At 36.2% G+C, this 11,671-nt stretch carries 11 protein-coding genes; all 11 read right to left on the reverse strand.

The features are described 5' to 3' along the window. Positions 1–154: 154 nt before the first annotated feature. Positions 155–1,228: an endonuclease/exonuclease/phosphatase family protein gene (locus ACTTKP_RS09130; protein WP_442553592.1), complete on the reverse strand. Its 1,074-nt coding sequence runs from the start codon at positions 1,226–1,228 to the stop codon at positions 155–157. Then, on the reverse strand, positions 1,225–1,866 hold the full coding sequence (locus tag ACTTKP_RS09135) for a DUF1836 domain-containing protein (protein ID WP_442553602.1): 642 nt from the start codon (positions 1,864–1,866) through the stop codon (positions 1,225–1,227). Before ACTTKP_RS09135 ends, ACTTKP_RS09130 begins: the two co-directional genes overlap by 4 nt. A gap of 6 nt (positions 1,867–1,872) precedes the next feature. After that, a complete protein-coding gene (locus ACTTKP_RS09140; protein WP_442553593.1) occupies positions 1,873–2,151 on the reverse strand; it encodes a DUF4366 domain-containing protein in 279 nt (92 codons plus the stop codon). A 65-nt stretch (positions 2,152–2,216) separates the two neighbouring features. Further along, the gene (locus ACTTKP_RS09145; protein ID WP_442553594.1) at positions 2,217–4,475 is read right to left on the reverse strand and encodes an ATP-dependent helicase; all 2,259 of its coding nucleotides are present in this window, start codon (positions 4,473–4,475) and stop codon (positions 2,217–2,219) included. 136 nt (positions 4,476–4,611) lie between these two features. Then, positions 4,612–5,301, reverse strand: a complete 690-nt coding sequence (locus ACTTKP_RS09150) for a thiamine diphosphokinase (RefSeq protein WP_442553595.1) — start codon at positions 5,299–5,301, stop codon at positions 4,612–4,614. Further along, positions 5,264–5,938, reverse strand: coding sequence for a ribulose-phosphate 3-epimerase (gene rpe, locus ACTTKP_RS09155; RefSeq protein WP_442553596.1), 675 nt, complete (start codon positions 5,936–5,938; stop codon positions 5,264–5,266). Before rpe ends, ACTTKP_RS09150 begins: the two co-directional genes overlap by 38 nt. Then, entirely contained in the window at positions 5,939–6,811 is an 873-nt protein-coding gene (rsgA, locus tag ACTTKP_RS09160; protein WP_442553597.1) for a ribosome small subunit-dependent GTPase A, read from the reverse strand. Beyond that, complete coding sequence (locus tag ACTTKP_RS09165; protein ID WP_442553598.1) at positions 6,811–8,910, reverse strand: protein kinase domain-containing protein; 2,100 nt, start codon at positions 8,908–8,910, stop codon at positions 6,811–6,813. Before ACTTKP_RS09165 ends, rsgA begins: the two co-directional genes overlap by 1 nt. Before the next feature lies 1 nt (position 8,911). Next, positions 8,912–9,634, reverse strand: coding sequence for a Stp1/IreP family PP2C-type Ser/Thr phosphatase (locus ACTTKP_RS09170; RefSeq protein WP_442553599.1), 723 nt, complete (start codon positions 9,632–9,634; stop codon positions 8,912–8,914). Positions 9,635–9,661: 27 nt separating this feature from the next. Continuing rightward, positions 9,662–10,705, reverse strand: coding sequence for a 23S rRNA (adenine(2503)-C(2))-methyltransferase RlmN (gene rlmN, locus ACTTKP_RS09175; RefSeq protein WP_442553600.1), 1,044 nt, complete (start codon positions 10,703–10,705; stop codon positions 9,662–9,664). A 1-nt stretch (position 10,706) separates the two neighbouring features. Further along, positions 10,707–11,671 (reverse strand): methyltransferase domain-containing protein (locus tag ACTTKP_RS09180; RefSeq protein ID WP_442553601.1); only part of this gene is annotated, 965 nt, incomplete at its 5' end.

Raw genomic sequence — 11,671 nt, forward strand, 5'->3', positions numbered from 1 at the left:
GGGGGCTTATGCGGGACAGACGCCCTGAGTGTTATAAAGATATTATAAAATAAATCTAAATTTTTGATAAAGATTTTCAACGAGAGTTTGCTTGAACAAAAATTCTCATAAAAAGCCACAGACTATCTGAAATAACAGATTACTGTGGCTTTTCTTACTTTAATTTAATTGTAATTTCAACAGGATTATGGTCTGAATTTTCAAAATCAAGACCTATTGTCCTTTGTGAAAGTACCTCAATATTCTTAGATGCAATGAACCCATCTATTACATAATACTGAAATTTACTATCGTTTTTATCATATGCCCTGTCAAGAGAACGGCAGGTAGGAACAGTTCCATCCATATACAGGTTAAATTTTTCCAAAAACGGCTCCGCATCAATCTTACCCGGTTTCCACAATCCTACACTTCCAACTTCAAACTTGGATACATCTATATTAGAAAAGACCTGGTTAAAATCTCCACCTGCTATTACATAGTTGCCTGCGGCATACTCTTTTTCCATTTCATCAAGCAATGCCTTTGTCTGGGCTATCTTACCCTCACCTGAATCATATGCCTCCAAATGAAGATTAATAGCTACAAGCTTTTTGTCACTCCCACTTATTGGAATTTTCTCCACTAACAGACATCTTTTAAGGTTACAGGTACTGACAGGCCATTTAAATGGCACCGGAAGGCTTACTCTTTCTGCACTTTCCACCTTAAACCTGCTTAAAGACATTATTCCGGCCTCAACATTTCTTAACGGCGGAAAAGGAAACGGCACAAATAAGGATTTAAAATTAACTGCAAAAGCTGAAAGCCTTTCAGAAAATTTATCAGAAATTATCTTTTCCTCATTAACATTATAACTGCGGTAAGATTTCCTGTCTGCTTCCTGTAAAAAGGTTATATCAGCATCAAATTCACTTAATTTTTCAACTATATTTTTGATGTTATTATCCAGTTCTTCCCTAGTCTGGCTTACAACTTTTTTACCGCCATCCATAAAAAAATCTGCCGTAGCTCCCAAATTGCAATATCCAATATTCCAACTTATAAGCTTAATTTCTTTAGAAAACTCCGCTTCATCCACAGCCTGCCCTGTTAATAATAATTTTTCAACATTACCCGGCTTATATTCTGTAACCGTCAATACTGCAAGCAACACTGCAATCCCCACACCAAGAACCGGTATTAGCGAAAGAAACACTTTTAAACAAATCTTAGCAGCTCTACTCATCTTTTATCTTTCCTACTTCCTTTAGTAACATCATCCTTAAAATCTAACAGACCTCTGTCTATCATATTTTCAACTATCGTCTTCTTCACATGGACATCAAAGCATAATGATGCTATAAAAGCAAAGTTGTTGAGATATTTTCTCTTTTTCTCGTCTTCTTCATCTTCAAAGCTTTCTTTTGATCTATTAAATGCTTTTAAAACTGACCTTGAAATATCAGTAGTCGCACTCTTGCAGGTCTCAAAAATCTCATCATAAATATCGCCCAATGAAAAATCATTATCATTTTCGCTAAAAAAATTCTCCGTAAGCGGAGTAAGAATGCTATTAATATCTTTAATTGACAATACATTCTTAAAATAATATATGAAAATCAAAAGTATCATGTGGTTCTTGCCATACTTCTTCTTTTCAGGTGAAGGAAGCAGCTTATTTTTAGTATAATTATTAATCATGGCCTTAGTTAACATCTTGTCCCCCTCATATCTTTTAAGAGATGCAAAATGATCATCCATAAATTTAATAACCTGATCCATATATAACTCAATATCAGGAATCTCATCAATTTTAATATAATCCAGAGACCTTATCCTATCTGCTACTTCCTCCACAAATTCCTTTTTATCTTTTTTATCCATTGCCAATTATTTGGCTTCCTCTACTGCTTCAGCTTCTTCCGGTTCAAACTCTGTAAAGACTTCATCTCCATAAACATCATCAAAATCATCTTCAAAATCTACAAGCTTATCCGGAACAAAAAAGTAATATACAGCATAAGCGATGCCTGCAATGAGGGCAATTGCTCCAACTATTACAAGAGCAACCACATAAGGATTGTCCTTTTTAGGTTCACTATCCTTTACAGGATGAAGCAGCGAATTCATCTTTGCTACACTTAATAACTCTTCAATTTTCTTATCCATAAGTCTACTCCTTTTATTAAATTTGATAAATTCAGTATAACATATTTTTTTTAATAATACTATTATCAGTTTATTTTTTTTAATCCTGCTAAGCCTAATTTAAATTTTCTGACTCCATAAGTATCATTTTTAAATCTTACAGACACTATTCCGTCTCCCTTAGAGACATCTATTACCTCTCCTTCTCCAAATTTAATATGACTTACCATATCTCCAATTTCTACTGAGTCCGATTTATTAGGTACCTGCTTAAATCCCTTGCTTATATACGGATTTTCTGCAAAGAGACCGTTTTTCTCAGATGCTGAGGATGGTGTCTTAAAAATGCTTACAGGTCCTTCATTATTTTGAAACCTCGCTCTCGATAAAAGATGCTCAGGAATTTCACTTATAAATCTGGACGGTTTGTTCCACTGCCTCTCTCCCCTAATCATCCTCATCTTTGCATTGGAGAGATATAACTTTTCCATTGCTCTTGTAATCCCTACATAACAAAGTCTTCTTTCCTCCTCAAGTTCGCTCTCATCCTCTGCATATAAACTCATACGCCCCGGAAAAAGTCCTTCCTCCATACCTACAATAAATACTATCTTAAATTCCAGTCCCTTTGCAGAATGAAGTGTCATAAGGGTAACTTTGTTCATATCCTTATTATCACTGTCCTTATTGTCGGCATCAGTTAAAAGAGATACTTCTGCAAGAAAATCTGCCAATTTTGCACTGCCCTCATCCTGTTTTCCAAGCTCAAATACTGCAACCTTATTTATAAGTTCATAAATATTGTCAATTCTTCCCCTTGCCTCATCAGTATTTTCAAGCCTTAACCCTTCAATATATTCAATTTCTTCTATAAGTGTCTCTATCTCATTTTTTAGATTTTTAGTCTCACTAAATTCCCTTATTTTAGCTTCAACATAGGCTACAAACTTCTCTACTTTTGTCACTGCCCTGCTAAGTCCCGGTATTGCACCGACCCTCATACAAGCTTCAAAGAAAGAAATGTCTTTTTCTACAGCATAATCAGCAATCCTATCTTCGGTTGTACTTCCTATACCCCTTTTAGGTACATTGAGTATCCTCCTTACCTGAGTATCATCTTTGGGATTATTTATAACTTTCAAATATGCCAATATATCTTTTATTTCTCTTCTGCTGTAAAAATTCGTGCCTCCATAGAGCTTGTACGGAATATTATCATATACAAGTTTTTCCTCTACCGCACGAGACTGTGCATTTGTACGGTATAAAACTGCAATATCTGAATAATCCGCTTTTCCGGCCTCAACAGTACGCCGTATAATATTGGTTACTCCCTCTGCCTCTCTATCACCTGTATCATAAGTTTTATAAGAAAGTGATGCTCCACCTTCTTTACTTGTCCACAGCTTCTTATCCTTTCTCATAGTATTATTACTAATTACTCCATTTGCAGCTTCAAGAATATTACCTGTGGAACGGTAATTTTCTTCTAATTTAATAACCAGGCAAGACGGATATATTTTTTCAAAATTCAATATATTTCTTATATCCGCTCCCCTAAATTTATAGATTGACTGGTCATCATCTCCCACTACACAGAGATTATTTTCTATTTCACCATCTTCATTCACAAAGTTGGCAAGCATTTTTAATAATTTAAACTGGACAATATTAGTGTCCTGATACTCATCTACAAGGATATATCGAAATCTTCTTTGATAGTATTCTAAGGTGTCCACATCTGTTTGTAAAAGCTCTACGGTTTTTACCAAAATATCATCAAAGTCTAAGGCATTATTATTTTTCATCCTCTTTTCATATTCCAGATAAACCCTTGCAAAAACATCCTTATCTGCTCCAAATGAAGAATTTGCTGCAAACTTTTCAGCATCTATAAAATCATTTTTTGCATTTGATATGATATTTAGACAGGTCTTTTCAGAAAACTTCTTACTGTCAATATTTAGCGATTTAAGTACCTGTTTTATTACCGCCTTTGTATCATCCGTATCATATATGTTAAATCTCCTGTCATATCCTATCTTGTCTATAAATCTCCTCAACATTTTAACACAGGCTGAGTGGAAGGTTGAAACCCAAATATCTCCCGCTTCTTCATTTAAAAGCTCATTCACCCTCTCCCTCATTTCCTTAGCTGCCTTATTTGTAAAAGTGAGTGCCAAAATATTCCATGGACTCACTCCATATTCCTTAATAAGATATGCTATACGCCTTGTAAGTACTCTTGTCTTACCTGAGCCTGCCCCTGCTAAAATGAGCAGTGGCCCATTTTCATGCACCACTGCTTTTCTTTGTTCAGGATTTAAATTATCTAAAATATTCATATTTTTCCCTTTACACTGACTTAATCAATTCTATCCTTGTTATCTTATCCCCATGCATACTGTCTATTCTAAGTGCGAAATCGCTATACCATACACAAGCACCTATCGCTATAGTTCTTTCTTCATAAGACCCCCTTTACATTTTTCCACTGAGTGCAAGCCCTACATCGCTAGTCTGATAAATTAGCAGAATTCCTTTTTCAAAACTTATAAAAACATTATTCTCCACAATCTCATTACTTATTCCAAGACTGCTGCCTGCTTTTAAAATATAGCCGTCAAGTTCGTACTTAGCTCCCTTTATTTTAAGTCCTCTTACTTCTTCCGTAAAAGGCAACAAAGAAAAATACTCTCCAAAAGACTCATCTTTTTTGAGTACAATATCTTTATCATGAAGGCTTATCACATTATGCTTATCCATAATCCTTGCCTTTATTCCACTTTGCATAATCTTATATAAAAGACCTATATTCGCCATAGTATGGTCAAGTCTCGTTCCTGTTGCTCCTAATATTACTATTTCGGCAGGATTAAGTGAAAGTGAAAGTGATATTGCAATTTCTGTATCCGTTTCATCCTTTTCAGGATTAAATTTCTTTATTATCGGTTTACCATAGATTTCAAACTTAGCTTTAATATTTTCTACAGTTTCTTTATCACTACTGTCAAAGTCGCCAACTGCATAGTCGGGAATTATGCCAAGTTTATTCGCCGTCAAAAGCCCACTGTCTGCTGTAATTACTAAGTTCGGTCTATATTCTTTGTAAACTTCTTCTGCAAAAGCTATATCAGTCTGCCCGCCTGTTATAATCAGTACCTTCTTCATACATTTTCTCCAACAGCTGCCTCGTATTTTCTGCTATATTTCCACCAAACACTGCCGTACCTGCAACCAGGATATTTGCCCCTGCTCTTACAAGTTCACCAATATTATCTTTATTCACTCCTCCATCTACTTCTATGTCTATATTAGGAGAAATTTCTCTTAATTTTCTAATTTTTTCCAAAGAAAACGGTATGAACTTCTGTCCTCCAAATCCGGGATTCACACTCATTATGAGCACCATATCAAGCTCCGGCAGTATCCATTCAAGAGATGAAAGCGGTGTGGCAGGATTAAGGGATACTCCGACCTTAAGTCCCAGTTCCTTAATCTTTGTAACAGTCCTATGTAAATGCTTGGTTGATTCTACATGGACTGTTATTATATCTGCTCCTGCCTCTTTAAAATCTTCTAAATATCTTTCAGGAGCATCTATCATAAGATGTACATCAAAAATCTGGTTACTATATTTCCTAAGACTCTTAATCACCGGCATTCCGAAAGAAATACTTGGTACAAAACTCCCATCCATCACATCTAAATGAAGATATTTCGCACCGCTTTCCTCTGTAATTTTTATCTGATTAGCTAACATTCCAAAGTCTGCCGCCAGTATTGACGGCGAAAGTATATATTCCATTTAGTACTCCCTCTTACTCGCTAATTCCTCATAAATCAACTGATAATTCCTATATCTGCTTTCAGAAATTTCACCATTTTCCAAAGCCTTCTTCACTCCACAATCTCTTTCACCCAAATGAATACAGCCATTAAATTTGCAATTTTCAGTATATTCTGCAAATTCCGGGAAGTAATCCTTAAGCTCTCTCTTATCTGCATCGAACAGTTCAAGACTTCCAAAACCGGGGGTATCACAGATATATCCATCTTCTCCTATGTAAAAAAGTTCTACATGCCTTGTGGTCTGCTTGCCTCTCTCTATCTTTCTACTTATTTCGCCGGTTTCCATATTTGCATCCGGAGCAAGATAATTAGTAAGAGTGGATTTTCCTACCCCCGAAGGTCCTGCAAGTACGGTAAACTTGCCTAACAGATATTCTTTTAGCTCATCCACCCCTTTTTCTTCTTTAATACTTATTTCAAAAACCTTATAATACTTTGAGTATATTTTTTTCAATTCTACCAGTTTCTCTTCTGATACAAGGTCACTTTTACTTATGGCAATGGCAACCGGTATTTTCTTAATTTCCATCATTGTTAAAAATTTATCCAGCAAATTAAGGTTCGGCTCCGGCTTGGCTCCGGCAAAAACTATAAGTACCTGATCGGGATTGGCTACAGCCGGACGGATGAGAAAAGATTTTCTGCCTACTATTTCTACAAGGTTACCTTTCTTATTCTCATCGTCCAAAACTTCAATTTTAACAATGTCACCTACCAAGGGTTTTATTCCCTTATTGCGAAATATCCCCCTTGCTCTGCATTCATATATGCCTGCTTCATTATGTACATAATAGAAACCTGCAATTGCTTTTATTATTCTGCCTTCCATCAATTTTCAGCCTTATTCCAGTTTGTTATACGCCATACTTTTCCATCATAAACCTGACCATCCACTACCATGTAGCATACAGCTTCACTGTCACTTGTACCTGTTATATCATCAATGTGAAGTGGAAAATCATCATAAGTTAAATTATCTGAATAAATAGTCTTTGTTTTGCCATCTTGATCCATTCTTACCTCTATATCTCCACTCTCATCACTGTCTGCAAACGGATTCTCATCTATGGTGAGCGATGTAGAGTATGTGTATGTTACAGGTTTTGGACCTTTACTTATATTTAATCCTATGGTTGTTCCTGTTTCAGCTTCATTACCTCCTGTAACACTTTGGCTTATTACCTTTCCCTTTTCTACTGCATCATCCTCTTTATATGCAATAGATGCTTTAAATCCGGCAGCACTGAGATTGGCAACAGCATCTGCTTCGCTCATTTCCACTACATTTGGTACCAGAACTTTCTTATTTTCAGGTCCTGTACTAACTACAATCGTAATAGTTTCACCCTCTTTTACTTCAGTTCCAACTCCCGGAATAGTATCGATTACCTTACCTGCTTCAACTGTTTCACTTGGCTTTTCCTGTGTTTTTACGGTAATTTTCATACTTTCAAGAGTAGAAACCGCTGTGTCTTTAGAATTATTCCTTACATCAGGAACAACCTGACTGTCTTCACCCTTACTTACAGTTATAACAACCTCATCATCCTTGTTTATTTCAGTACCTTCAGCAGGAGTCACATCCATCACATCTTCTTTCTTGAACTCCCTTGAATTTTTATACTCAAACCTATAATTTGTAATGCCTGTTTCAGAAAGAATTGTAATTGCCTCAGCAAGTGTGTGCCCCTTTACCGCAGGTACAGCTATTACTGATGACTTAGACGAAACTTCAGATACCACCGATGAACCGGATGCAATTTCGCTTGATACCACAGATTCGGATGGAAGTTTTGAGCTGTCACCTCCATTACCAAACAAATTAAATCCTTTTACTAAAAGTGCAATAACCACAGCCGCAAGTATTACAATGGCCGCTATTCCACCAAAAAGAATTAACTTTTCAATCTTAGGATCCATTGCCTCTTCTTCATCCTCCAGAAGTTCTCTAATTTCACGAGGCTCATGTTTTTTTACATTTTCTTTCATCTTATTATTTTCACTATTAAATCTTCCCTTTCTAATAGCCTCCAACTCCTCTCCGGAAATATTAATCGTAGGTGAATCGGTAACAACCGCCTGATTAAAGCTTACATAATCTCCCTCCGGCTCAGCTACCGCCTTTCTTAAATCCGATATCAGTTCTGTAGCAGTCATATATCTTCGCTCAGGTTTTTTCTGCATACATTTCTGAACTATTTTTTCAATACTTACAGGTATATTCTCATCTATCTCTCTTAGAGGGACAGCTTCTTCGTTTATATGTAAGAGTGCAACCGAAACCATATTGTCAGCTGCAAACGGCATCTTTCCGGATATCATCTCATACAGTGTAACACCAAGAGAATATATGTCACTCTTCTCATCCGAATATCCACCCCTTGCCTGCTCCGGCGAAATATAATGCACTGATCCTACAGCCTGTCCTGCCGCTATAGTATTTGAAGTAGCTGCCTTAGCTATTCCAAAATCAGTAACCTTTACCTTACCCTCTTTTGAAATGATAATATTCTGCGGTTTAATATCCCTATGAATAATATGGTTTGCATGAGCAGCTTCCATTCCCTGTGCTATCTGAATGGCTATTCCTACCGCTTCTTTAAGCTCAAGCTTACCCTTTCTCTCTATAAACTTCTTCAGAGTTATGCCCTCTACCAGTTCCATAACAATATAATGGAGTCCTTCATCTTCTCCTACATCATACACATTTACAATATTAGGATGGGAAAGTCCTGCTGCCGACTGTGCTTCAGCCATAAACTTCAGCACGAAATTCTTATCTGAGCCATACTCCTCTTTAAGAACTTTTATTGCTACCTGCCTGTTCAGCCTGTTATCAATCGCATTGTAAACATCAGCCATGCCGCCCGAGCCGACTATGCTGATTATCTCATATCTTTCACCTATCAGTCTGCCTTTATTTAACATATCACACCTCTATCATCACTACTGTTGCATCATCTTTTCCACCATTATTAACAGCAGTCTCTATTAGTATCCTACAAATCTCCGGCAACTCTTTGTCATCACCTATTATCTCTTCCAGAGTCCTTTCATCCATCATATTAGAAACTCCGTCTGAGCACATCATTATTCTATCTCCTTTTTCAAGCTTAACCTCAAAAAAGTCTATTTCAATTTCAGGCTCTGCACCAAGTGCTCTCGTTACCTTATTTTTATTAGAATTGAACCTTGCCTCTTCTTTTCTTAATATTCCTCTCTTAATCATCTCCTCCACTACAGAATGATCTTCCGTAATCTGAGATAATCTACCCTTTTGAAGTACATACAACCTTGAATCTCCTACATTTGCAATATATAAAATATCATCTTTAATGGTTGCCAGTACAACTGTTGTCCCACAGCCTTTAAGTTCTTCATTCATCCTGCTGCTTTCCCTAATTCCCTCATTCGCTGCCTTTATAGCCGACCTGATAGAAGAAATTATCGAATTTCCCTTACCATTAATTATATGATTCTTCACATTTTCTATGCAAAATTTTGAAGCAAAGTCTCCCCCATTGTAGCCCCCCATTCCATCTGCCACTATGAACAGATTTGGCAAGTCGCCTACTGCCTCTTCTTCACATAAAAAACAATCCTGATTTACTTTTCTGTTTATTCCAGCCCTAGTTTCAGAAAATGTTTTCATCTATGTGTTCTCCCTTCTATACATTTATTACTGCTTGTCCATATATTCCTTACGAAGCTGCCCACAGGCAGCATCTATATCCCGTCCCATTTCTTCCCTAATAGTAACATTTATCCCTTTATTTTCAAGTACTTTTTTAAATCTTATTACTCCTTTGGGTGTTGAACTTTTATATGCTCTTTCTTTTATAGGGTTGATTGGAATTAAATTCACATGACAGTTTTTTCCTTTTAATAAAGCTGCCAGTTTTTCTGCATTAATTGTACTGTCATTTTCTCCATCAATCAAGCCATATTCATAAGAAATTCTTCTTCCTGTCTTTTCAAAATAATAATCTGTCGCCTCTAAAATTTCAGATATGGTATATTTGTTGGCTATCGGCATTATTCTTTTTCTTTCATCATCCTCAGGTGCATGTAAAGAAATTGCCAAAGTAATACCAAATTTTTTATCAGCCAATTTTTTTATATTCTCTGTAAGTCCACAGGTCGAAACCGTAATATTCCTCTGACTTATATTTAAGCCATTCTCATCTGTTACAAGTTCTATGAACTTTATAAGATTATCAAAGTTATCAAGCGGTTCTCCTGTTCCCATCACTACTATATTGCTAACTCTTTCGCCTGTTTCCCTCTGTATTGTATATATCTGGGAAAGCATTTCAGAGGGTGCAAGCTGTCTTGAAAGTCCCATTAGAGTAGAAGCACAAAATTTACAGCCCATCCTGCATCCTACCTGAGATGAAATACAGACTGAATTACCATATCTATATTTCATAAGTACACTTTCAATCACATAACCATCGTAAAGTTTGAAAACAAACTTAGATGTATCTCCTGAAGCTGAATCTCTTCTTGCCACTTCCACAATCTCAGGAAAAGGCAGGCTCTCTGCAAGCTTCGTCTTAAGTTTTAGTGGAACATTTGTCATCTCGTCATAGTCTCGTACCAGCTTTTTATGTATCCACTCATAAATTTGCTTTGCCCTAAATGCAGGCTCTCCACATTCCTTTATTAAATCTGTCAGTTCTTGATAATTCAGACTTACAATATCATCTCTTGCATTAGTCAACTTATTCTTCCCTCATAAATTCTGATATAAAAAAACCATCTGTCCCAAGTTCTCCTGGAATCAGCCTTATATAACCCTTTTTAGCCTCTTTTAAAAGTCTGTCGCAAACCTCGTATCCTGACAGGCTCTCTTTTATTTTATCTGAAAAATCCACCGGTGAAAAGCCATGAAAGCCTGAAATAAAATTAAAATTTTCCTCATTTTCTATCTTACTCATTGTACAGGTCGAAAATATCAAATAACCGCCCTTTTTCACATACTGTCTTGCATTTTCTAAAATACTCCTCTGCAACTTTGCAAGTGCTGTCATCTTCTCCCTTGTAATATTGTATTTTATGTCTCTCTTCCTACCAATAACTCCCAGCCCTGAACAAGGCAGATCACAGATAACCAAGTCAAAAACATCCTTAAATTCGGGATTAAATACCGTTGCATCATTTATCACAGCCTTAATCTTATCTGCTTTTGTACGATTTATATTATCTTCTATCAAAGCTATCTTTGCCTCTGACACATCACAGGATATGACTTCCTTTGTTTCAGGTCTTTCTGCAATCAAAAGACTCTTCCCTCCCGGTGCTGCACAAAGGTCAAGTACCGAAGCATTTTTAAATATTTCAGCTATCTTTCCTATAAACTGCGAACTTTCATCCTGAATAACAAAGTCACCTTCTTCAAAACTTTCCAAAAAATTCAAACTGTCAAGTTCAAGTATCTTGATACTTTCCGGAAACACTGTATCTGTACTTACCTTAACTTCTTCTCCTGTTAATTTTTTAACTATTTCATCTTTTGAGTTTTTATAAATATTCACTCTTGCCGTTATAGGCTGCTTCTTCTCAAACACTTCAAATATTTCTTCAGCCTTATCCTCTCCGTATTCATCTATGAAATGTTTAACAAGTTCACCGGGCATAGAATATTTTATCTCAAAATATTTAACTAAATCCTCATCTTTATTCGGTA

The organism is Catonella sp., assembly GCF_052169795.1.
Taxonomy (GTDB): domain Bacteria; phylum Bacillota; class Clostridia; order Lachnospirales; family Lachnospiraceae; genus Catonella.

Coding starts and splice junctions, on each gene's coding strand:
- ACTTKP_RS09170 (WP_442553599.1), bottom strand. CDS start 9,634: ATGAAAACATTTTCTGAAACTAGGGCTGGAATAAACAGAAAAGTAAAT.
- ACTTKP_RS09130 (WP_442553592.1), bottom strand. CDS start 1,228: ATGAGTAGAGCTGCTAAGATTTGTTTAAAAGTGTTTCTTTCGCTAATA.
- rpe (WP_442553596.1), bottom strand. CDS start 5,938: ATGGAATATATACTTTCGCCGTCAATACTGGCGGCAGACTTTGGAATG.
- ACTTKP_RS09145 (WP_442553594.1), bottom strand. CDS start 4,475: ATGAATATTTTAGATAATTTAAATCCTGAACAAAGAAAAGCAGTGGTG.
- ACTTKP_RS09135 (WP_442553602.1), bottom strand. CDS start 1,866: ATGGATAAAAAAGATAAAAAGGAATTTGTGGAGGAAGTAGCAGATAGG.
- ACTTKP_RS09140 (WP_442553593.1), bottom strand. CDS start 2,151: ATGGATAAGAAAATTGAAGAGTTATTAAGTGTAGCAAAGATGAATTCG.
- ACTTKP_RS09165 (WP_442553598.1), bottom strand. CDS start 8,910: ATGTTAAATAAAGGCAGACTGATAGGTGAAAGATATGAGATAATCAGC.
- rsgA (WP_442553597.1), bottom strand. CDS start 6,811: ATGGAAGGCAGAATAATAAAAGCAATTGCAGGTTTCTATTATGTACAT.
- ACTTKP_RS09150 (WP_442553595.1), bottom strand. CDS start 5,301: ATGAAGAAGGTACTGATTATAACAGGCGGGCAGACTGATATAGCTTTT.